General features: G+C 31.7%; 22 protein-coding genes. 3 read left to right on the top strand and 19 right to left on the bottom strand.

Features of this window, described 5'->3' with window-relative positions; all coding sequences use genetic code 11:
• The first annotated feature begins 26 nt into the window (after positions 1 to 26).
• Entirely contained in the window at positions 27 to 464 is a 438-nt protein-coding gene (locus OS188_RS10715) for a hypothetical protein (protein ID WP_267148835.1), read from the top strand.
• 32 nt (positions 465 to 496) lie between these two features.
• On the opposite strand, the gene hisIE is transcribed toward OS188_RS10715, so the two are convergent.
• The 11 genes from hisIE to fabG all read right to left on the bottom strand — a co-directional run bounded on the left by hisIE (position 497) and on the right by fabG (position 11,453).
• Positions 497 to 1,099 (bottom strand): bifunctional phosphoribosyl-AMP cyclohydrolase/phosphoribosyl-ATP diphosphatase HisIE, encoded by a 603-nt coding sequence (gene hisIE / locus OS188_RS10710; protein ID WP_267148834.1) that lies wholly within the window; start codon positions 1,097 to 1,099, stop codon positions 497 to 499.
• Positions 1,099 to 1,854 carry an imidazole glycerol phosphate synthase subunit HisF gene (hisF, locus tag OS188_RS10705; protein ID WP_267148833.1) on the bottom strand — a complete coding sequence of 252 codons (756 nt, stop codon included), beginning with the start codon at positions 1,852 to 1,854 and terminating at the stop codon, positions 1,099 to 1,101. The genes hisIE and hisF overlap by 1 nt, the downstream gene beginning before the upstream one ends.
• A 1-nt stretch (position 1,855) precedes the next feature.
• Positions 1,856 to 2,587 carry a 1-(5-phosphoribosyl)-5-[(5-phosphoribosylamino)methylideneamino]imidazole-4-carboxamide isomerase gene (gene hisA / locus OS188_RS10700; protein ID WP_267148832.1) on the bottom strand — a complete coding sequence of 244 codons (732 nt, stop codon included), beginning with the start codon at positions 2,585 to 2,587 and terminating at the stop codon, positions 1,856 to 1,858.
• Between the two features lies 1 nt (position 2,588).
• Complete coding sequence (hisH, locus tag OS188_RS10695) at positions 2,589 to 3,170, bottom strand: imidazole glycerol phosphate synthase subunit HisH (RefSeq protein WP_267148831.1); 582 nt, start codon at positions 3,168 to 3,170, stop codon at positions 2,589 to 2,591.
• A 55-nt stretch (positions 3,171 to 3,225) separates the two neighbouring features.
• A complete protein-coding gene (hisB, locus tag OS188_RS10690) occupies positions 3,226 to 4,359 on the bottom strand; it encodes a bifunctional histidinol-phosphatase/imidazoleglycerol-phosphate dehydratase HisB (RefSeq protein WP_267148830.1) in 1,134 nt (377 codons plus the stop codon).
• Positions 4,359 to 5,387 (bottom strand): histidinol-phosphate transaminase, encoded by a 1,029-nt coding sequence (hisC, locus tag OS188_RS10685; RefSeq protein WP_267148829.1) that lies wholly within the window; start codon positions 5,385 to 5,387, stop codon positions 4,359 to 4,361. Before hisC ends, hisB begins: the two co-directional genes overlap by 1 nt.
• Positions 5,388 to 5,389: 2 nt before the next feature.
• Entirely contained in the window at positions 5,390 to 6,670 is a 1,281-nt protein-coding gene (hisD, locus tag OS188_RS10680) for a histidinol dehydrogenase (protein ID WP_267148828.1), read from the bottom strand.
• Positions 6,670 to 7,527 (bottom strand): ATP phosphoribosyltransferase, encoded by an 858-nt coding sequence (gene hisG, locus OS188_RS10675; RefSeq protein ID WP_267148827.1) that lies wholly within the window; start codon positions 7,525 to 7,527, stop codon positions 6,670 to 6,672. The genes hisD and hisG overlap by 1 nt, the downstream gene beginning before the upstream one ends.
• A 264-nt stretch (positions 7,528 to 7,791) precedes the next feature.
• Entirely contained in the window at positions 7,792 to 8,607 is an 816-nt protein-coding gene (locus OS188_RS10670) for a prohibitin family protein (protein WP_267148826.1), read from the bottom strand.
• 9 nt (positions 8,608 to 8,616) lie between these two features.
• Positions 8,617 to 10,650 carry a VWA domain-containing protein gene (locus tag OS188_RS10665; RefSeq protein WP_267148825.1) on the bottom strand — a complete coding sequence of 678 codons (2,034 nt, stop codon included), beginning with the start codon at positions 10,648 to 10,650 and terminating at the stop codon, positions 8,617 to 8,619.
• Between the two features lie 56 nt (positions 10,651 to 10,706).
• The gene (gene fabG / locus OS188_RS10660) at positions 10,707 to 11,453 is read right to left on the bottom strand and encodes a 3-oxoacyl-[acyl-carrier-protein] reductase (protein WP_267148824.1); all 747 of its coding nucleotides are present in this window, start codon (positions 11,451 to 11,453) and stop codon (positions 10,707 to 10,709) included.
• Positions 11,454 to 11,643: 190 nt separating this feature from the next.
• Here fabG and OS188_RS10655 point away from each other — a divergent pair, with 190 nt between their 5' ends.
• Entirely contained in the window at positions 11,644 to 12,396 is a 753-nt protein-coding gene (locus OS188_RS10655; protein ID WP_267148823.1) for a hypothetical protein, read from the top strand.
• A gap of 251 nt (positions 12,397 to 12,647) precedes the next feature.
• Here OS188_RS10655 and sucD read toward each other — a convergent pair whose 3' ends face one another.
• The 8 genes from sucD to OS188_RS10615 form a co-directional block, all read right to left on the bottom strand.
• Positions 12,648 to 13,523, bottom strand: a complete 876-nt coding sequence (gene sucD / locus OS188_RS10650; RefSeq protein ID WP_267148822.1) for a succinate--CoA ligase subunit alpha — start codon at positions 13,521 to 13,523, stop codon at positions 12,648 to 12,650.
• Positions 13,524 to 13,592: 69 nt separating this feature from the next.
• Entirely contained in the window at positions 13,593 to 14,000 is a 408-nt protein-coding gene (locus OS188_RS10645) for a nuclear transport factor 2 family protein (RefSeq protein WP_267148821.1), read from the bottom strand.
• The gene (locus tag OS188_RS10640) at positions 13,997 to 14,935 is read right to left on the bottom strand and encodes a UDP-3-O-(3-hydroxymyristoyl)glucosamine N-acyltransferase (protein ID WP_267148820.1); all 939 of its coding nucleotides are present in this window, start codon (positions 14,933 to 14,935) and stop codon (positions 13,997 to 13,999) included. The genes OS188_RS10645 and OS188_RS10640 overlap by 4 nt, the downstream gene beginning before the upstream one ends.
• Before the next feature lie 73 nt (positions 14,936 to 15,008).
• Positions 15,009 to 15,575: an elongation factor P gene (efp, locus tag OS188_RS10635; protein ID WP_267148819.1), complete on the bottom strand. Its 567-nt coding sequence runs from the start codon at positions 15,573 to 15,575 to the stop codon at positions 15,009 to 15,011.
• Between the two features lie 70 nt (positions 15,576 to 15,645).
• Positions 15,646 to 16,431 carry an acyl-ACP--UDP-N-acetylglucosamine O-acyltransferase gene (lpxA, locus tag OS188_RS10630; RefSeq protein ID WP_267148818.1) on the bottom strand — a complete coding sequence of 262 codons (786 nt, stop codon included), beginning with the start codon at positions 16,429 to 16,431 and terminating at the stop codon, positions 15,646 to 15,648.
• 112 nt (positions 16,432 to 16,543) lie between these two features.
• A complete protein-coding gene (locus OS188_RS10625) occupies positions 16,544 to 17,953 on the bottom strand; it encodes a bifunctional UDP-3-O-[3-hydroxymyristoyl] N-acetylglucosamine deacetylase/3-hydroxyacyl-ACP dehydratase (protein WP_267148817.1) in 1,410 nt (469 codons plus the stop codon).
• Entirely contained in the window at positions 17,940 to 18,968 is a 1,029-nt protein-coding gene (gene lpxD / locus OS188_RS10620) for a UDP-3-O-(3-hydroxymyristoyl)glucosamine N-acyltransferase (protein WP_267148816.1), read from the bottom strand. Before lpxD ends, OS188_RS10625 begins: the two co-directional genes overlap by 14 nt.
• A gap of 24 nt (positions 18,969 to 18,992) precedes the next feature.
• Positions 18,993 to 20,219, bottom strand: coding sequence for an HD domain-containing protein (locus OS188_RS10615; protein WP_267148845.1), 1,227 nt, complete (start codon positions 20,217 to 20,219; stop codon positions 18,993 to 18,995).
• Positions 20,220 to 20,256: 37 nt separating this feature from the next.
• On the opposite strand from OS188_RS10615, the gene porX reads away from it, so the two are divergent.
• Positions 20,257 to 21,810, top strand: a complete 1,554-nt coding sequence (gene porX / locus OS188_RS10610) for a T9SS response regulator signal transducer PorX (RefSeq protein ID WP_267148815.1) — start codon at positions 20,257 to 20,259, stop codon at positions 21,808 to 21,810.
• Positions 21,811 to 21,884: the final 74 nt, after the last annotated feature.

The following is a 21,884-nucleotide window of genomic DNA, read 5'->3' as shown; positions in this document are numbered from 1 at the left end:
TACCTTGTATATATAACCAATTTATTATGACTAGTAATTCAACAAATAAACCAACTTTATGGTTTTGGATTGTAGGTGTAGTAGCTTTAGTTTGGAATCTTTTGGGAGTTATAGCATATTTAAAACAAACTTTTATAAGCGATATCAAATTAGTTAGTCTGTCTAAAGCTGAGCAAGCACTTTATACAAATGTTCCAATATGGGCTACCATTGCTTTTGCAATTGCTGTTTTTAGTGGAGTTTTGGGTTCTATTGCTTTACTGTTTAGAAAAAAAATAGCTATAATTTTTTTTATAATATCGTTGATTGGAATTATAGTTCAAATGAATTATAGTTTTTTTGAAAGTAAAGCGAAAGAGGTTTATGGTCCTATGGTTATCGCTATTCCTGTATTAATAATTCTAATTGGAATATACCTAGTAACTTTTACAAATAGATGTATTTATAGAAATTGGATTTCTTAAACAAGTTAAAATATAAGTTTAAAAAACATTCATTAACTAGAATGCCTTTTTTTTAGAACCTTTATAATATCCTGTAATTGAAATCCTTTTGCCTGCAATAAAATTAAATAATGAAACAATAAATCTGCATTTTCGTTTAAAAACAAATCATCGTTATTGTCTTTAGCTTCTATAACAACTTCTATTGCCTCTTCGCCTACTTTCTGTGCTATTTTATTTAATCCTTTTTCAAATAAAGAAGCAACATAAGATTCTTTTGAAAGGGAATTTGTTTTTCTGTCTTTTATAATGTTCTCAAGATTAGTTATAAAACCGTATGTTTCTATATTATCTTCATTCCAACAGGTATCTGATCCTTTGTGACATGTTGGGCCTTTTGGAAGGACTTGAATCAGTAATGAATCGCTATCACAATCTAATTTTATATCCACCAAATTCAAGAAATTCCCACTTTTTTCTCCTTTAGTCCATAATCTTTGTTTTGTTCTACTATAAAAGGTTACTTGTTTGGTTGCGTTTGTTTTTTTTAAAGCCTCTTCATTCATATATCCTAACATTAAGACATTTTTTGTTAGGGCATCCTGAATGATTGCTGGAACCAAGCCGTCATTATTTTTATTAAAATCTATTTTCATTATAATCTCACTTCAATATTATTATTCTTTAATTTTCTTTTCAAATCTAAAATCTCAATTTCACCAAAATGAAATACACTAGCAGCTAAGGCTGCATCAGCTTTTCCAAGTTGAAATGTATCTATAAAATGCTGTATATTACCTGCTCCACCGGATGCAATAATTGGAATATTTAATTCTTCAGAAAGTTGTTTTAAAACCAAATTAGCAAAGCCATTTTTGGTTCCATCATGATCCATGGATGTAAATAGGATTTCTCCAGCGCCACGTTGCTCAACTTCCTTAGCCCATTCGAATAAATCTAAGTCTGTCGAAATAGTTCCACCTGCAAGATGTACTTTCCATTGGCCATGAATTTGTTTGGCATCTATAGCAACTACAATACATTGATTCCCGAATTTTTTAGACAATTCATTAATTAAATCTGGACGTTTAATTGCTGAGGAATTTACAGATACTTTATCTGCACCAAATTTTAAAAGAGCTTCTACATCTTCTAACGAAGAAATTCCTCCACCAACAGTAAAAGGAATATTTATTTGTTTAGCAACCTCTAACACTAAATCCAGCATGGTTTTCCTACCTTCAAGAGTGGCTGATATATCTAAAAAAACCAATTCGTCTGCACCATTCTCCGAATAAATCTTGGCAAGCTCAATAGGGTCTCCAGCATCTCTCAAATCGATAAAATTAACGCCTTTAACTGTACGTCCGTTTTTAATATCTAAGCACGGAATAATTCTTTTTGCAAGCATATTAAAAATTTGTTTCTAAGTCTTTTAGGCTGATTTTTCCTTCGTATAAAGCCTTACCAATAATTACTGCTTCACAACCAATATCTTCTAGTAAATTAATATCATCTAAACAAGAGACACCTCCTGAAGCAATCAGGTTAATTGACTGAGCATCGCTGTTAGAACAGGAATTTATTATTTTTTTATACAAATCGATGGATGGTCCCTCTAGCATACCATCTTTTGAAATATCTGTACAAATAACATATTTAATACTCTTTTTTTGATAGTTTTTTATAAATGGAATTATTTCTAAAGGACTATGTTCTTGCCAGCCATCAATTACTATTTTTTCTTCCTTGCAATCTGCTCCAAGAATTATTTTAGTACCTCCATATTTTTCAAGCCAACCATCAAATAGTTTTGAATTATTTACAGCAATACTTCCACCAGTAATCTGCTTTGCACCAGAATTAAAAGCTATGTGTAAATCTTCATTTGTTCTTATGCCACCTCCAAAATCAATTTTTAGTGTTGTTTTTGAAGCAATTTGTTCCAAAACTCTATAATTGACAATTTGCTGGGCTTTTGCTCCATCTAAATCTACTAAGTGTAGATATTCAATTCCTGCTGCTTCAAATTGTTTTGCCACTTCTAATGGACTTTCGTTATATATTTTTTTTGTGTTGTAATCGCCTTTTGTTAGCCTAACGCACTTTCCGTCTATAATATCAATTGCAGGTATAATTCTCATGTTATAATTCTAAAAAATTCTTTAATAATAGTTCTCCTGTATAACTACTCTTTTCTGGATGAAATTGAACTCCATAAAAATTGTTTTTTTGTAAAGCTGATGAATAGATTTCGCTATAATTAGTAGTTGCTATGGTGTCTTTGCAGTTTTCGGCATAATAACTATGAACAAGATACATATATTCATTTTCAGAAATACCATGAAAAAGCTCCGATTTTAAATTATTTATTGTGTTCCAACCCATTTGGGGTACTTTTACTTGATTGGGAAAGCGTTTTACTGAAACATTAAAGACTCCCAAACCTTTTGTATTACCTTCTTCGGTATCATTACAAAGTAATTGCATACCTAAACAAATTCCTAAAACAGGTTGTGTAAGTTGTGGAATAATAATATCTAAACCACTTTCTCCAAGCATTTTCATAGCACTATTTGCTTCGCCAACTCCAGGGAATATCACTTTATCTGCTCCCATAATCTCTTTTAGTTTATTGGAAAGTACAGCATCTACTCCCAAACGCTTAAATGCAAACTGAATACTTTTAATGTTTCCGGCTCCATAATCTATAATAACTACTTTCATTTTCTTTTTTTTTAGACTCTTCGCCAAGCTCAGAGTGACATTATTTTAATCAATTTCATATAAGACCTTTTGTTGAAGGCAACACCATTTTATCTACATCTTGTTTTACGGCCATTTTAATGGCTTTAGCAAAAGCTTTAAAAATAGCCTCAATCTTGTGATGCTCATTTGTACCTTCTGCTTTAATGTTCAGGTTACATTTGGCACCGTCTGTAAAGGACTTAAAGAAGTGCATAAACATTTCTGTTGGCATCCTACCAATCATTTCGCGTTTAAACTCTGCATCCCAAACCAACCAGTTTCTCCCACCAAAATCTATGGCTACCTGTGCTAAACAATCGTCCATTGGTAAACAAAATCCATAACGTTCAATGCCTAATTTGTTGCCCAAAGTTGTAGCAAAAAGGTCACCTAAAGCAATAGCTGTATCTTCAATGGTGTGGTGTTCATCCACTTCTAAATCGCCATGTACTTTAACATTCAAATCCAATTGTCCATGACGTGCAATTTGATCCAACATATGGTCGAAAAAAGCAATTCCAGTATCAATACTACTTTTACCTGTTCCATCTAAATTTAAACCAATTTTAATTTTAGTTTCATTGGTGTTTCTTTCAATAACACTAGTTCTCTCTTTCATTTTTAAGAAGGTGTAAATTTGCTCCCAACTATTAGTTTCTAAAGCTATATACTCATCTAATTCTTCTCGTTTTACTGTAATTTCATTTGTTCCAAGGTTTGTATTATCATTAATAAAAACACCTTTAGAACCTAAGTTTTTGGCTAATTCCATATCTGTTAGACGATCTCCAATAACGTATGAGTCTTCTAAATTATATGCCTTTGAAAAGTATTGCGTTAATAAACCCGTATTTGGCTTTCTAGTTGGTGCATTATCTTTTGCAAAAGTTCTATCTATGAATTGCTCTTTAAATTGAATCCCTTCCGCTTGAAACGTTTTGAGGATAAAATTATGGATAGGCCAAAAAGTATCTTCAGGAAACGCTTTGGTTCCAAGACCATCTTGATTGGTGATCATGACAATTTCAAAATCTAATTCTTTAGCAATTTTACTTAAATATTGAAATACATTTGGATAAAAATCTAGTTTCTCAAAAGAATCTATTTGTTCATCTGAAGTTTCTTTTATGATGGTTCCATCTCTATCTATAAAAAGGACTTTTTTCATTATATAGCGTTTAATGTGTTTATTAATTTTTGATTTTCTAATGGTGTACCAACTGTTAAACGTAAACAATTTTCACAACCAAATTGAGTGGTTCTATTGCGGATAACAATTCCTTTTTCTGTTAATTGCTTATACCTTAAATTAGCATTATCTACTTTAATAAGTAAAAAATTGGCATCTGTAGGGTAGATTTTAGAAATATATTCCACAGAGCTCAATTGTGATATTAATTGGTCTCTTTCTAATCTTATTAAATTTATTTCAGACATAACTTCATCATTATTTTTCAATCTCTCTAATGCTAAATCTTGACTTAAACTATTGATATTATAAGGTGGTTTTATTTTATTCAAAACAGCTATTATTTCGGTTGAAGCATAGCCAATACCTAATCTAATTCCTGCCAAACCATAGGCTTTAGAAAAGGTTTGTGTGATTATTAAATTAGGAAATTCTTCCAATCTATTTAGCCAACTTTTTTGCTTTGAAAAATCTACATAAGCTTCATCGAGAACGACGATTCCTTTAAATTTCTTAAGCAGTTCATCAATTGTAGATTTATTAAAACTATTTCCTGTTGGGTTATTTGGTGAACAAAGAAACAAGATTTTAGCATTAGACACTTTTAAAATTAAATCTAAGTGTGGTTGAAAAGCATTTGTTAATGGCACTTCCACTACTTCAACAGCATTGATATTAGCTAACACCTGATACATCCCATAAGTTGGTGGTAAACAAATAACTTTATCTGTCTTTGGTTCACAAAAAGCTCGAATAATTAAATCTAGAACTTCGTCGCTACCATTTCCTAAAAGGATATTATTTGTTGCAATGTTTTTAATTTTAGAGAGTTCTAATTTCACAAGAGTTTGTTGCGGATCTGGATACCGATTTACACCATTATCAAATGGATTTTCGTTGGCATCTAAAAAAACCATATCGTTTACAAAGTCCTGGTATTCGTCTCTTGCAGAAGAATATGGCTTTAAAGTCTTTACGTTATCTCTAACTAAGTCTAAAATTTTCATGTTTAAATGTCTTTTAATCTAATAGTTACTGCGTTTTTATGTGCTTGTAAACCTTCAGCTTCTGCCATTAATTCAATTGCATTACCTATATTTTTCAAACCTTCTTTTGAGATGTTTTGAAAGGTGATACTCTTAGTAAAACTATCTAAATTCACCCCAGAATAAGATTTGCTAAAACCATTTGTTGGCAAGGTATGGTTAGTGCCAGACGCATAATCTCCAGCACTTTCAGGTGTATAATTTCCAATAAAAACTGATCCTGCATTCATCACATTGTTGATGAAAAATTCTTGATTTTTACTACAAATTATAAAATGTTCTGGAGCGTATTCATTAATTAAATCCATGGCATCTTTATCATTCTCTAAATAAATAAATTTTGATTTGGATAATGCTTTTTCTACCATATCCTTTCTTGGCAAACCTTTTAATTGTTTCAAGATTTCGTTTTGAACGTCTTTAATAAGATATTTTGAAGTTGAAACCAAAACAACTTGACTATCTGTTCCGTGTTCTGCCTGACTTAATAAATCGGAAGCAACATAAGCTGCATTTGCACTATCATCAGCTACCACTAACAATTCACTAGGTCCAGCAGGCATATCAATAGCAACACCAAATTTTGTTGCCAACTGTTTGGCAACCGTAACGAATTGATTTCCTGGACCAAATATTTTATACACTTGAGGCATAGACTCTGTACCAAAAGTCAAGCCCGCAATGGCTTGAATTCCTCCTACCATAAAAATTTTAGTAACGCCACAAAGTTGTGCTGCGTATAAAATTTCATTTGCAATTTTCCCTTGTTTGTTTGGAGGTGAGCACAACACAATTTCTTTACAACCTGCAATTTGGGCAGGAATAGCCAACATTAAAACCGTTGAAAACAAAGGAGCGGTACCTCCAGGAATATATAGTCCAATTTTTTCAATAGGTCTTTTTTCTTGCCAACAACTAACACCAGTCATAGTCTCTACTTGAACTTTATTTGTTTTCTGAGCTTTATGAAACTTTTCAATATTATTTTTTGCCAATTTTATGGCATTTTTCAATTCGTTTGAAATTTGATTTGATGCTTTTTCAATGTCTACTTTAGCAACCATATTTGATTTTAAAGCTATACCATCAAAAAGTTCTGTATATTTTGAAATAGCATTATTTCCATTTCTTTGTACATCATTAAAAATATGATTAACAGTATCTTCTAAGTTTTCAATTTTTTGTGTAGGTCTCTGCAAAATAGCAGACCAAGCTTCTCTATTTGGGTTTATTATCGTTTTCATTATAATACCATATTTTCTATTGGACAAACTAAAATACCTTGAGCTCCTTTGGCTTTTAATTCATCGATAATTTCCCAAAAATCATTTTTATTGATTACTGAATGTAAAGAGCTCCAACCTTCTTCCGCTAATGGTAAAATAGTTGGGCTTTTCATTCCAGGAAGAATTTTTAGAATATCTTGAATCTTATTATTAGGTGCATTTAATAATACATATTTTGAATGTCTTCCTTTTAAAACAGATAGAAATTGAAACTTTAATTGATTTAAAATAATCTCATTTTTAGCTGATATTAGGGGAGATACAGCCAAAACTGCTTCCGATTGCAACAACACTTCTACTTCCTTTAAATTGTTTTTAAACAAAGTACTTCCACTTGAAACAATATCAACAATGGCATCTGCAAGTCCGATGTTTGGGGCAATCTCAACAGAACCATTAATAATATGAAGTTGGGCTTCAATATTATTTTTCGATAAAAACTGATTGACTGTGTTTGGATATGAAGTGGCAATCCGCTTGCCTTGTAAATCCTGAATAGATTTAAATTTTATAGCTTTTGGAACTGCAAGTGACACTTTACAGCTTGAGAAACCTAATTTTTCAACAATTGGGATATCAATCCCTTTTTCTATTAAAATGTTTTCTCCAATTATGGCTGCATCAACTACCCCATCTCTAAGGTATTGTGGAATATCTCCATTTCGCAAATAAAATACTTCCAAAGGGAAATTTTTAGCTGATGCTTTTAGTTGGTCTCTTCCATTATCTATAGAAACACCTACATCTTTAAGAATCTTCATGGAATCGTCGTGTAGACGACCCGACTTTTGAACGGCAATTTTTAATTTACTCATAATATTTCCCATGAAAGTGGGAAGCTTTTAATTTGTGTTTGAGTAAATTTATTTGGAAAGAGATTTCTATATGACTAAAAATAAAAAACCCGTCTGATTTACTCAAACGGGTTTTTAAATATTTTGAAATTATTCAATACATTTTCAGCTCGCTTGAATGCCAGAATGAAAATGATGATGTAATTGAATAAAAGTCATGTTTCTTTTTTGTGAGTACAAAGATTGTAAATTATAATTTACAATTCCAAAATTAATTTTATTTTTTTATTGATTTCCTAAAATAATAGGAAGTCCCGAATCTCCAGAACCAATAACAATAACCTTGCTATTAGGAGATTCTGATAGCTTTATAGTAGCTTCAATACCTTTATCTTGTAGAATCTTATCATTTAAAGACTCGCTTAAAATACGGTTCGCATCCGCTTTACCTTGAGCTTCAATAATTTGCTTTTCTGCTTCTTTTGCTGCCGTTACAAGTCTAAACTCGTATTCTAACGATTCTTGTTCTTGTTTTAATTTACGTTCAATAGCCTCTTTAATTGTTGGAGGTAAAGTAACGTCTCTTACTAAAATATCGTTTAATTGAATATATTGATCTGTAACCATTTTTTTGGTTTCTTCAAAGATCTCTTGCTGAATAGCATCTCTTTTACTAGAGTAAAGTTGTTCCGGTGTATAACGTCCTACAACACTTCTAGCTGCCGAACGAATAGCTGGTAAAAGTACTCTGTCTTTGTACATTTCACTCTTTTCTTGATGTAATTTTCCTAGATTTACGTAATCCGGTTGAAACCAAATTGAAGCTTCTAATTTAATGTCTAATCCATTAGAAGATAATACATTCATTCTTTCAACGAGTTCTTGCTGACGTACTTCGTAAACAAACACATTATTCCAAGGTGCTACAATATGAAAACCTTCACCCAAAGGTGGCTCATCTGTTACAACACCTCCTCCAAAAGTTTTATATAGTACTCCTGCTTGACCAGAGCCTATAGTTACGGCCGATTTAGCAATTAGAATAAGTAATACTACTGCAATAATAATAGTAGGTAATGCAATTTTTGGTAATTTTTCCATGTAATTTTTTTAAATTAATCCGTTATATTTTCTAATAAACCACTCTGCACTTAAACTTAAAATTATAAGCGCAAGTAGGTATTTCCAATCGATCAAAGGTACAACATTTTTATGGCTCTTTTGGATAGGTTTATATCTTTCGTCTTGTAATAATTCTTTTATCAATCCATTATAATTACTAACAAAATAGCTGCTTCCCTTACTGGTTTCCGCTATTTGTTGCATTTTATTTACATCAGCATTTAAAAATTGCTGCTCTATATTATAATCTAGAATTTTAAAACTTCCAGATTTTGAAATATTCTCATTTTTAGCACTTACTGTAAAGTTGTAATCTGAAGCAGGCAAACTACTTAAATCCACCTGGTAGAAGTTGTTTTTTAGAATTAAAGGAAAATCCTTTGTTTCTTTAGAGATCTTATCTGTGACCTTAATTGATAAAGATTCTTTAGAGTCGAATTCATAATTCTTATTAAAGAACTGCGCTTTTAATATAACACTAGAATTGCCTTCGTAAAAAGAGTTATACTCTAAACTTAATCTCGTTTTTCTTTCGGTTGAAGCTAGATACTGAATAAGTTTTCCAATAAAATTATCAAAGCTATTAAAGGACTTAGCATTTAAATAATTTTGTGCTCGCCATTGCCAGATATTCTCGCCAAATAAAATAGCTTCTCTCCTACCATTGTGTTCTAAAGTTGAGAGCAAACTACTTTCTGTACTGTAATTCCCAATTTTTTTATATAAAATAGTTTGAAATGGAGTTTTAAAATTAGCTTCACCAAAACTAGATTTTAGCGGAGGAAACGTATCAAAATCTAAATCTTCAATTATAAAATTAGAAAAACCCGTGTTTAATACAGCTTGATAATCTTCTGTCTGATTTGTAATTTCATGAGTAACACCTATATCAAGACTATTTAAATATCTCCAATTAGTTTTTGTTCCAGAAATTAAAAAATAATTGTTGTTTGAAGATTTTAAATAATCAAAAACACTGTTAAAGCTATTATTTGGCTGATACAGTATAACTAATTGATAATCATTTGCTTTTTCTAAATATTCATTTGGTTTCAAAACATTTACTTGACGTTGCTCGTTAGCTTCTACACTCTTTTTTAGAGCTCCTAAATCTGGATGTAAAATGGTTGATACTAGAGCTACATTTGTTTTCTGATCGATAATTTCTACTGCAAATTCCTTTTGATTATTAACCTTATTTTTTTCATTATCCAGAGGTTCTAAAATTGCTTTATAAGTTTGAACCCCTACCTTATTTGCTGGTAAATAAAAGTTTAAAATTTGAGAATTATTTTCTTTTGTAAAACTAACATTTACAGAATAAACATTAGAAGCACCACTTTGTATCTTAAACTGAGAACTTACATCTTCTTCTCCATGATACACCAAAATAACCTCCACAGGAAATTTATTCTTTAAATAAGCGTATTTATTGACATTTAACTGCTGAATTTTTAAATCGGAATAAATGGTTGAATCTCCTAAAATAACGGAATAAATAGGTTGTTTATATTTTTCTGCAGAAAACCGGTAATCGTTACCAATAGTTTGATTTCCGTCTGAAAGTACAATGGTTGGTGATACAGATTGCTTGTAAATTTGATTGAACTCACGGAAAACCTGATCTAAATGAGTTTGATTTTCAGTAAAACTAATAGAATCTGAAAGTTTAACCTCATTTCCAAAAGTATAGGTTTGAACGTTAAACTTCTTGCTAAGTTCCTGATTGGAATTCAGATCTGTTATAAAGTTTAATGCCTGTTCATTTTGTTTTAAATAATTAATTGAACTGGAATTATCTACTGCTACAACTAAATTAGGTTTTTCTAGATAAACGCTATCACTTTCAAACTTAGGATTGATTAGCAATATTAACAAAGAGAAAACAGTAATAAACCTTAAAGCCGCCAAAGCAATATCTGTTTTAGCCAACTGTTTCACTTTATATTTATACTGAAAAAGCGCTATAAATAGCGCTATAATTCCAGATATAAAAATGTATAAAATTGATTCTGTATGCATGTATTAAGTTAGGCAATTATTTTTTAGGATATAAACTATACCCGCTATTTAAATTACTAAGTTAACATTCCTCCATCTACATGAATGGTTTGTCCGGTAATATATGCACTCATATCGCTAGCTAAAAATACACAAACATTGGCAATATCGTCTGGTGTACCTCCTCGTTTTAAAGGAATAGCATCTCTCCATCCTTTTACAGTAGCTTCGTCCAACTTAGCAGTCATTTCTGTTTCAATAAAACCTGGAGCAACAACGTTGCTTCTAATATTTCTTGATCCTAATTCTAAGGCAACAGATTTAGAAAACCCAATAATACCTGCTTTAGAGGCAGCATAGTTTGTTTGTCCGGCATTTCCTTTTACTCCTACTACAGAGCTCATATTAATTATAGAACCACTTCGTTGCTTTAACATGGTGCGCTGCACCGCTTTGGTCATATTAAAAACAGATTTTAAATTAACCTCAATTACTTGATCAAAATCTTCTTCTGTAATACGTAACAACAAATTATCTTTTGTAATTCCAGCATTATTAACTAAAATATCTATGGTGTCAAAGTCTTTTAAAACCTTTTCTACCAGTTCTTGAGCTTCATTAAAATTAGCCGCATTACTTTTGTAGCCTTTAGCTTTAACACCAAGGGTATTTAACTCTTTCTCAAGTTCGTTTGCAGCTTCTACAGAAGAGCTATAAGTGAAAGCAACGTTAGCTCCTTGCTTTGCAAAAACTTCTGCAATACCTCTTCCTATGCCACGGCTTCCCCCAGTAATAATAGCCGTTTTTCCTTTTAATAATGTCATTTATATAAATTTTAATTAAGTTGGTATTTCGTCAATCAAAGATAAACTTTTTGAATATAATTTATCCTACAATTTCCGAAGATAAAAAATAAAACACTTATTTCGAAAAACAAGGTAGGAGTTTTAAAGACTTAACTGTTTAATAATAAAGAACTATTTATAAACTTAAAATTTTTAAAAACAATTAATTATGAATACCCTAAGAAAAAAGATTTTAATACTTGGATTAACAATAGCAGCAGTAGCACTGTTAGCTAGTTGTTCTGATGATAACGATGACAATATAAACAATGGTCAAGGAAACTTACAATTAAAGATAAGTTCGACTTTGCCAAACTCTACTGGCAAGACTTATATAAATAGTAGAGGAATTAACTCCACCCTTGAAATTTCTGATTTTTTAATTAATATTAAAGAATTCGAATTAGAACTGGATGATGATTACTACGATGAACAAAACAATGGTTATTATGGTTTTGAAGATGAAATTGAATTAGAAGGTCCTTTTTTATTAGATGTTCTTTCTAACGAATTTACTATTGTAGATGTTGCGATTCCAAATGGTGTTTACGAAGAAATTGAATTTGAATTCGACAAAAGTGCTGATTCAGGAAGCATTCTTTTTAATAAGTCTATCTTAATTAATGGGAACATTGACGGTGTTCCGTTTGAATTCTGGCATGATTTTGAAGACGAAATTGAAGTTGACTTTGAAGATACTGATATGGATATTGTAATTAATAACGATAATAACCAATTGGTGATAAACTTTGACTTAACCGGTGTTTTTAATGGTATATCAGGAGTTGATTTATCTGAAGCAGTTGATGGAAATGGGAATGGTGTTATTGAAATTAGTCCAATAGATACTGATGGTAACAACCAAATAGCTCAACAAATTAAAGAGAAAATAAAATTAATGATCGATCTTTTAGATGATTAATGAGTATTGATTAATAGCAGAAAAGTCGTCCGGAATTTAGGTTCTGGGCGATTTTTTTTTCATCATACTTTAGCCTTACATATAAAACCACCTAAGAAAATAGGAAATGGTTTTATCTCTCTTCTCTAGGAATCTAACTGATTTTAGGTTTAGAGATATTTAAAACTATAACTCCTGAAAAACACTTTAATATAAAACAAAAAAAAGGCCATCTTAGATAAGATAGCCTTTCGTATTATTTATGTAGCTTATTAGTTAGCTAATACTTCAGCCACTTTCTTTCCAATTTCAGCAGGAGACTCTACGACGTGAATGCCACAAGCTTTCATAATCTTCTTTTTAGCTTGAGCAGTATCATCGCTTCCACCAACTATAGCTCCAGCATGACCCATTGTACGTCCTGCAGGTGCAGTTTCGCCAGCAATAAAACCGATAATAGGTTTTTTAGATCCACTAGCTTTATACCAATTTGCAGCATCGGCTTCTAATTGTCCACCAATTTCACCAATCATAACTACTGCTTCAGTTTCTGGATCGTTAATTAGTAATTCTACAGCCTCTTTTGTTGTTGTTCCAATAATTGGATCTCCACCAATACCAATAGCAGTAGTAATTCCTAGACCTTGTTTTACAACTTGATCAGCAGCTTCATAAGTTAAAGTACCTGACTTAGAAACAATACCAACTTTACCTTTTTTGAAGACAAATCCTGGCATAATACCAACTTTAGCTTCGCCTGGTGTAATTACACCTGGACAGTTAGGACCAATTAATCTACAATCTTTATTTTTAATATATTCTGCAGCTTTAATCATATCTCCAACCGGAATACCTTCAGTAATTGTAATAATTACTTTAATTCCAGCATCGGCAGCTTCCATAATAGCATCAGCAGCAAACGCTGGTGGCACAAAAATAATTGTTGTGTCTGCACCTGCTTGCTCAACAGCTTCTTGCACTGTATTAAAAACCGGTCTGTCTAAATGTGATTGTCCACCTTTTCCCGGAGTTACACCACCAACAACATTAGTTCCATACTCAATCATCTGACCAGCATGAAATGTTCCTTCGCTTCCTGTAAATCCTTGTACTATTATTTTCGAATCTTTATTAACTAAAACGCTCATTATTGTTTAATTTTTTATGTTTTTAAAACGTTGCAAAAGTAAGTTTTTAACTGCTATTTATAAAGCCTTTTATACTTTAATTTCTGAAAAAGAATTGGATTCAATAGCATTGTCGTCTGCAAGCTGACTTATTTGATAGCCTCTATACAGTTTATTGTCTTTTATTTGCCAAATACACATATAATGTGCTAATGGTATTTCTTCGTCTTCATTTTCTATAGTCTTGCCATAAACTGTATATCTTGATGTAATATTGTCTGAATCCTCTAATAAATGACTGATTTCATATCTGATTGATAAGTAATTCTCTCGAACATTTTTAAAGAATCTTAAAATATCATCAAATTTAGAGATACGAAACCCTTCGCTACTGTTCCAGTGTAATTCGATATCTTTATGATAGTACTGTTCCACCAAATCTTTGGATTTTACTACATCTGTATTGTAAAACTCTTTTAATAAATCTTTAGGGCTCATTTTTTTATTTTTAAATTTTCTAAAATCTTTGGAATCATTTTAATAGAAGCTATTTCCTTGTATTTAGATCTAAAATCATCTGCTGGAGTTCCAAAATAACTCTTATTTCCTTCTAAGGATTTACTGACACCCGATTGTGCCGAAATTACTGCTTTTTTACCAATTGTAATTCCACTAGTAACGCCTACCTGTCCCCAAATGGTCACTTCATCTTCAATAACCACGCAACCGGCAATTCCAACTTGAGAAGCTATCAGGCATTTTTTTCCTATTACAGTATCGTGTCCCACTTGAATTTGGTTGTCTAATTTAGAACCTTCACCAATTGTTGTATCTCCGGTTACTCCTTTATCTATAGTACAAAGAGCACCAATATCTACATGGTTTTCAATTATGACACGTCCTCCAGATTTTAATTGATCGAAACCTTCTGGTCTATTTTTATAATAAAAAGCACTACTTCCTAGTACTGATCCAGCGTGAATGGTAACGTTGCTTCCAATTATTGTATCATCGTATATACTTACATTGGAATGTATAACACAGTTATCTCCTATAATGACATTATTTCCTATAAAACAATTGGGTTGAATAATCGTGTTTTTCCCTATAGAAGCCGATTCTGAAATAGCAGATTTGGATGAAAGGAAAGGTTTAAAATGTTGTGTTAGCTTATTGAAATCTCTAAACGGATCGTCACTTATTAATAAGGCTTTGCCCTCTGGACACGGAACTTCTTTATTAATTAAGACAATAGTTGCTGCAGATTCTAAAGCTTTATTATAGTATTTGGGATGATCTACAAAAACAATATCGCCAGATTCAACTACATGGATTTCATTCATTCCAAGTACAGGAAAGTTTTCATCACCAACAAAAGTGGTGTTTATTAAATCTGCAATCTGTTTTAGCGTATGTGGTTTTGGAAACTTCATAATAGTTATTCAAGGTTGTATATTTTAAGAATAAGAATTCTACACGTAAGAAATCGAATTCTAAAAAACACAACTATTCTTTAATACGCTCTTTATAGGTTCCTTTATCTGTTTCCACTTTAATTTTATCTCCTTCATTAATAAATAAAGGTACATTAACTTCTGCTCCAGTTTCAACAGTTGCAGGTTTTGTAGCATTGGTAGCTGTATTTCCTTTAACTCCCGGTTCTGTATGAGTAACCTCAAGAATAACATTTGCAGGCATGTCTACGGATAAAGGCATATTATCTTCTGAGTTTATTAGAACAGTAACTACTTCACCTTCCTTCATTAAATCTGCTCTGTCTAAAGCAGCTTCTAATAAGCGAATTTGCGTGTAGTCTTCAGTATTCATAAAATGAAAAAACTCTCCATCGTTATATAAAAACTGAAATTTGTGAGTTTCTACACGCACATCGTCTAACTTATGCCCGGCAGAAAATGTATTCTCTAAAGTTTTTCCAGTGGTAACACTTTTCATTTTAGTTCTTACAAAAGCAGGACCTTTTCCTGGCTTTACATGTAAAAATTCAGTTATTTTATAAATGTCATTATTATATCTGATGCATAATCCATTTCTAATATCACTTGTTGTTGCCATTATATTCTTTAGTTGTTTATTATTAAGTAGCTTCTCTTTTCTTTAAGTAAAGATATTAGGAAGCCTACAATTAATTTGATTTAAAATATCCTTTCATTATTCCACGATGCGAATTTTTAATAAACTGAAGGATTTCGTCTCTTTCTGGAGTTGCTTCCATTTCAGCTTCAATAATTTCTGCAGCTTGGGTATTATTATAGTTCTTTTGATACAAGATTCTATATATATCTTGAACTTCTCTTATTTTTTCTGTTGAAAATCCTCGTCTTCTTAGTCCTACCGAATTAATTCCGACGTAAGATAAAGGTTCTCTAGCAGCTTTTACAAAAGGAGGTACATCTTTTCTTACTAAAGAACCACCAGTAACAAAAGCGTGATTTCCTATGGAACAAAATTGATGAACAGCTGTCATTCCTGCTAATACTACATAATCGCCAACAGAAATATGTCCGGCAAGTGTGCTATTATTAGAAAAAATACAGTTTTTTCCAACTATGCAATCGTGAGCAATATGACAATAAGCCATAATTAAACAATTATCGCCTATTACAGTCTTCATTTTATCTGTGGTTCCTCTATTTATGGTTACACATTCTCTAATGGTAACATTATCTCCAATAATGGTTAAGGTATCTTCGTCGTTATATTTTAAATCTTGAGGTACGGCAGAGATTACAGCACCGGGAAAAATATTACAATTTTTTCCGATTCTGGCTCCTTCCATTATGGTTACATTGCTTCCAATCCATGTACCATCTCCAATTACAACGTTATTATGTATGGTAGTAAAAGGATCTATTACAACATTCTTTGCAATTTTAGCACCTGGATGTACGTAAGCGAGTGGTTGATTCATTTATCTAGTATTATTTTTAACTAAGCGGTAGAAATGTGCTCGCTTTAGAACATATATTCTTCAATTCAAAACTTGGATTCCGCTCGGTTTATTTTTTTAAGTTTTTCTAACTTTATTGTTTAACTTTTGCTATTTGAGCCATTAACTCTGCTTCTGCACATAATTTTCCATTGGCATAAGCATAGCCCTGCATATGACAAATACCACGACGAATTGGTGAAATTAAATCGCATTTAAAAATTAAGGTATCTCCTGGTACTACTTTTTGCTTAAACTTAACATTATCAATTTTCATAAAATAAGTTAAGTAATTTTCTGGGTCTGGAACTGTACTAAGCACTAATATTCCTCCAGTTTGAGCCATAGCCTCCACTATTAAAACGCCAGGCATTACTGGTGCTCCAGGGAAGTGTCCTGCAAAAAACGGTTCGTTCATGGTCACGTTTTTCATACCAATTACACCAGAGTCTGTTAGTTCGAAAATTTTATCAATCAATAAAAATGGTTGTCTATGTGGAAGCATTTCCATGATCTTATTGACATCCATTAAAGGCTCTTGATTTAAATCTAATTTAGGAACGTTGTTGCGTCTTTCATTTTTAATAATTTTAGACATTTTTTTTGCAAACTGGGTGTTTACAAAATGTCCAGGCTTATTAGCAATAACTTTACCTCTTAATCTTATTCCTATTAAAGCTAAGTCTCCTAACACATCTAATAGTTTGTGTCTAGCAGCTTCGTTAGGGTGGTGAAGTGTTAAGTTATCTAATATACCATTTGGCTTAACTGATATGTCGTCTTTATTAAAAGCTACCTTTAATTTTTCGATTGTTTTTGGAGAAATATCTTTATCTACATAAACAATGGCGTTATTTAAATCGCCTCCCTTAATAAGTCCGTGCTCTAAAAGTGCTTCTAATTCGTGTAAAAAACTGAAGGTTCTAGCGTCTGCAAATTCGTTTTTAAATTCGGAAACATGATTTAAAGTAGCATTTTGGGTTCCTAAAACTTTAGTACCAAAATCTACCATAGTAGTAACCTTATAATCGTTTGAAGGCATAATTAGGATTTCGCTTCCAGACTCTTCATCTGTATAAGAAATCACATCGGAAACTACGTATTCTTCTCTAAAAGCATCTTGCTCCTCTACTCCTACTTTTTCGAGAGCTTCTACAAAGTACTTAGAAGAACCGTCCATAATTGGAGGTTCAGAAGCATTTAGTTCAATAGTTACATTGTCTAAGTCCAACCCAACTAATGCAGCTAAAACATGCTCTGAGGTCTGAATGGTTACACCATTTTTTTCTAAACAAGTTCCTCTTTGAGTATTTGTAACATAATTAGCATCTGCCTCAATAATTGGTGTTCCCTCTAAATCTATGCGCTTAAAACGAAAACCTGTATTAGCATCTGCAGGCTTAAAAGTTAAAGTTACATTTTTGCCCGTATGTAAACCAACACCAGTTAAAGAAACAGAATCTTTAATGGTTTTTTGCTTAACTTCAGTATTAATTATTGCCATCTACTTTTTTTTCTAAATCGGTTATACTTTTTACAATTTTTGGTAAATTCTTAAAATGAACATATGACTTATTCCAATCGTTATAATTAAACGAGGGTGAGCCTTGTACCACTTCATTATCTTTTATATTTTTCCCTATTCCGGACTGTGCCTGAATTTTTACATTATTACCTATGGTTAAATGTCCTGCAAATCCTACTTGACCGCCAATTATGCAGCTTTCGCCTATTTTTGTAGAGCCAGCAATTCCTGTTTGTGCAGCAATAACGGTGTTTTTTCCTATTTCAACATTATGGGCTATTTGAATATGATTATCTAATTTTACACCCTTTCTAATTGTTGTTGACCCTAAAGTAGCTCTGTCAATTGTTGTTCCTGCACCTATATCTACAAAATCTTCTATAACAACATTACCAGTTTGAGGCACTTTATTGTACTCGCCTTTTTCATTTGGAACAAAACCAAAACCATCTGCTCCTAAAATAACTCCAGAATTTAACACGCAGTTTGATCCAATAACTGTTTCAGAATAAACTTTAGTTCCAGCAAATATAATTGTGTCGTTACCAATAACAACATTATCGCCTATATATGTATTAGGAAAAATTTTAACATTATTACCTATTTTCACATTTTCACCTAAATAAGTAAATGCCCCTATATAGACATCGGAACCATAAGAGGCTGTTTTAGATATAAACGAAGGATTCTCGATTCCTTGTTTATTTAACTTCACCATATTATAGTACTCTAGCAACTTAGAGAACGACTTATAGGCATCTTCTACCTTAATAAGTGTGGTGTCTATATTATGTTCTGGCTCAAAAGTTTTATTAACTATAGTTATAGATGCCTTTGTAGAATATATATACGATTGATATTTAGGATTAGCAAGAAAGGTTAGAGACCCTTTTGTTCCTTCTTCAATCTTGGAAAGCTTAGAAACTTCAACATCGGGATTACCTACAATGTCGCCTTCTAAAATTCCTGCTATTTGTTGTGCTGTAAATTTCATTCCGACAAAAATAGGAAAAAAGTCCTAAAGTTTTTCTTTAGGGTAACAGATATAATATTTTGTTACTGTTTTTGAGAGAAATTTTAAGTTTAATTGATCTGTAGCCTTAATAATATCTTGTACTTTACCTGTTTTGTACAGAATTTTTATTTGTTGATCTTTTTGATAAGCCTGGTTGGAAATCTCTCCTGTAAAAACAAAGTAATTTGCTTCGTGCTCACTAATAGAATAATCTGTCTTTAATTTTTTAATATGCTTTTGAAGTTTTTCTTTTTTTATTGGTTTATTTTTAATTTTTACCTTAAGCAAAGTTCTATTTATAAGCATTTCGCTTAGATTTCTTAAAACAAAATCTTCATGAAATTGCCATTCTTTCATTGCAGATACAATATCATAATCATCCAATTTAGCAAAATTTTCTAGGGTATCTCTATTGAAGTTCGTTAGATTAATTTCGTTAATTAAAAAATATTTCAGTGCTGTACTTGCTTGTAAAACTACTCCCTGACTTGTTAATTCTTTTGCTCGTTTTAAAACACGTATTAATAGTTGTTCTGCTGCAACACTGGTTTTATGTAAATAAACCTGCCAATACATAAGTCTTCTAGCCATGAGAAACTTTTCTACACTATAAACCCCTTTCTCTTCTACTACCAATTCATTATCAACCACATTAAGCATAGCTATTAAACGCTGGCTATTTATATTCCCTTCAGCAACTCCGGTATAAAAACTATCGCGTTTTAAATAATCGGCACGATCCATATCCAATTGTCCGGAAATAAGCTGACATAAAAATATTCGAGGATATTTTCCTTTAAATATTTCTATAGCCAGAGTTAAACTTAAGTTAAATTCCTTATTAAGTTCCTCCATAAAAAGCAAGGAAATCTGCTCGTGAGACACCCCATTTACAATACTATGTTCCATTGCATGAGAAAATGGACCATGTCCAATATCGTGCAATAAAATGGCTATATAGAGAGCTTGCTCTTCATCTTTAGAGATGCTAACCCCCTTAAAACGAAGCGTATTAACAGCTTTTTGCATTAAATGCATACAACCCAAAGCGTGATGAAATCTAGTATGATGTGCGCCTGGATAAACCAAATACGACATGCCCATTTGCGAAATTCTTCGCAAACGCTGAAAGTATTTGTGTTCAATTAAATCGAAAATTACCGAATTAGGTATGGTAATAAAACCGTAAATTGGGTCGTTAAATATTTTGAGTTTGTTTTGCAAAATCAGACTTAGTCTTTTGACATTTAAATTTAAACAAATATACATGAACCAGATAAATATTCTTTGGGTTGACGATGAAATTGATTTATTAAAACCACATATCCTTTTTTTAGAAAAGAAAAACTATTCCGTAACATCATGCAAAAGTGGAACAGAAGCATTAGAAGTTCTAGATGATAAAAATTTTGATATTGTATTTCTAGACGAAAACATGCCCGGATTAACAGGACTTGAAACTTTAAATGAAATTAAAGAAAAGCGAGACACACTTCCTGTAGTTATGATTACTAAGAGTGAAGAGGAATATATTATGGAAGAAGCTATTGGGAATAAAATTGCCGATTACCTAATAAAACCCGTTAATCCGAATCAGATTTTATTAAGTCTGAAGAAAAATTTAGATCACTCAAGATTAGTATCAGAAAAGACCACTTCTAATTATCAGCAAGAGTTTAGAAAAATTGCTATGGATTTAAGCATGGTTAATACCTATGAGGAATGGGCTAACTTATATCAAAAACTTATTTATTGGGAAATTCAATTAGAAAATATAGAAGACCCAGGAATGTTCGAAATATTGGAGTCTCAAAAAAGTGAAGCAAACACTCAGTTTGGTAAGTTTATAGATAAACATTATCCTTCTTGGTTTGAACCTAATACAGATGCCCCAACCTTGTCGCACACCTTATTTAAAAACAAAGTTGTTCCAGAAATTAGTAAAGAACAACCTACACTTTTAGTGGTCATTGATAATTTGAGATACGACCAATGGAAGGCTTTTGAGCCAACCGTTAATAATTATTATAAAAAAGTATCAGAAACACCTTTTTATAGTATACTTCCATCGGCCACTCAGTATTCAAGAAATGCAATTTTCTCTGGATTAATGCCAAGCGATATGGAAAAATTACACCCAGATCTCTGGAAAAACGATACAGACGAAGGTGGTAAAAACCTCTACGAAAAGGAATTTCTAGAAGCTCAATTAAAACGTTTAGGTCTTTCTAATCTAAAAATGGAATACCATAAAATTACTAATTTAAAAAATGGTAAAAAGCTGGTAGAAAACTTTAAGACTCAAAAAGAGAACGACTTAACTGTTGTAGTTTATAATTTTGTAGATATGCTTTCCCATTCTAAAACAGAAATGGATGTAGTAAAAGAATTGGCATCTAACGATAAAGCCTATCGATCTCTAACTCAAAGTTGGTTTAAAAATTCTCCTTTATTAGAAATGATCCAGCAAGCACAGCATTTAGGGTTTAAACTTATTATTACCACAGATCACGGAACTATTAATGTTAAAAACCCGTCGAAAGTTATAGGTGATAAAGACACGAGTTTAAATTTAAGATACAAAACAGGTAGAAGTTTAACCTATGAAGACAAAGATGTTTTGGTTGCAAAAGATCCAAGAACAATACATCTACCTTCTATTACCATGAGTAGCTCGTTTATTTTCACCAAAGGAGATTTGTTCTTTGCCTATCCTAACAACTATAACCATTATGTAAGTTACTATAGAAATACCTACCAACATGGAGGTGTTTCTTTAGAGGAAATGATTATTCCTTTCATAGTTCTAAATCCTAAATAATTCCATGTAATACACAAATATCCGACGAAATACACTATTTGTTAGTTATTCTAAATTATTATCAGTATTATTGT

Source organism: Xanthomarina sp. F1114 (assembly GCF_026410255.1).
Classification (GTDB): domain Bacteria; phylum Bacteroidota; class Bacteroidia; order Flavobacteriales; family Flavobacteriaceae; genus Xanthomarina.
This window is presented reverse-complemented; position numbering and strand designations above follow the sequence as displayed.

Coding starts and splice junctions, on each gene's coding strand:
- OS188_RS10715 (WP_267148835.1), top strand. CDS start 27: ATGACTAGTAATTCAACAAATAAACCAACTTTATGGTTTTGGATTGTA.
- hisIE (WP_267148834.1), bottom strand. CDS start 1,099: ATGAAAATAGATTTTAATAAAAATAATGACGGCTTGGTTCCAGCAATC.
- hisF (WP_267148833.1), bottom strand. CDS start 1,854: ATGCTTGCAAAAAGAATTATTCCGTGCTTAGATATTAAAAACGGACGT.
- hisA (WP_267148832.1), bottom strand. CDS start 2,587: ATGAGAATTATACCTGCAATTGATATTATAGACGGAAAGTGCGTTAGG.
- hisH (WP_267148831.1), bottom strand. CDS start 3,170: ATGAAAGTAGTTATTATAGATTATGGAGCCGGAAACATTAAAAGTATT.
- hisB (WP_267148830.1), bottom strand. CDS start 4,359: ATGAAAAAAGTCCTTTTTATAGATAGAGATGGAACCATCATAAAAGAA.
- hisC (WP_267148829.1), bottom strand. CDS start 5,387: ATGAAAATTTTAGACTTAGTTAGAGATAACGTAAAGACTTTAAAGCCA.
- hisD (WP_267148828.1), bottom strand. CDS start 6,670: ATGAAAACGATAATAAACCCAAATAGAGAAGCTTGGTCTGCTATTTTG.
- hisG (WP_267148827.1), bottom strand. CDS start 7,527: ATGAGTAAATTAAAAATTGCCGTTCAAAAGTCGGGTCGTCTACACGAC.
- OS188_RS10670 (WP_267148826.1), bottom strand. CDS start 8,607: ATGGAAAAATTACCAAAAATTGCATTACCTACTATTATTATTGCAGTA.
- OS188_RS10665 (WP_267148825.1), bottom strand. CDS start 10,650: ATGCATACAGAATCAATTTTATACATTTTTATATCTGGAATTATAGCG.
- fabG (WP_267148824.1), bottom strand. CDS start 11,453: ATGACATTATTAAAAGGAAAAACGGCTATTATTACTGGGGGAAGCCGT.
- OS188_RS10655 (WP_267148823.1), top strand. CDS start 11,644: ATGAATACCCTAAGAAAAAAGATTTTAATACTTGGATTAACAATAGCA.
- sucD (WP_267148822.1), bottom strand. CDS start 13,523: ATGAGCGTTTTAGTTAATAAAGATTCGAAAATAATAGTACAAGGATTT.
- OS188_RS10645 (WP_267148821.1), bottom strand. CDS start 14,000: ATGAGCCCTAAAGATTTATTAAAAGAGTTTTACAATACAGATGTAGTA.
- OS188_RS10640 (WP_267148820.1), bottom strand. CDS start 14,935: ATGAAGTTTCCAAAACCACATACGCTAAAACAGATTGCAGATTTAATA.
- efp (WP_267148819.1), bottom strand. CDS start 15,575: ATGGCAACAACAAGTGATATTAGAAATGGATTATGCATCAGATATAAT.
- lpxA (WP_267148818.1), bottom strand. CDS start 16,431: ATGAATCAACCACTCGCTTACGTACATCCAGGTGCTAAAATTGCAAAG.
- OS188_RS10625 (WP_267148817.1), bottom strand. CDS start 17,953: ATGGCAATAATTAATACTGAAGTTAAGCAAAAAACCATTAAAGATTCT.
- lpxD (WP_267148816.1), bottom strand. CDS start 18,968: ATGAAATTTACAGCACAACAAATAGCAGGAATTTTAGAAGGCGACATT.
- porX (WP_267148815.1), top strand. CDS start 20,257: ATGAACCAGATAAATATTCTTTGGGTTGACGATGAAATTGATTTATTA.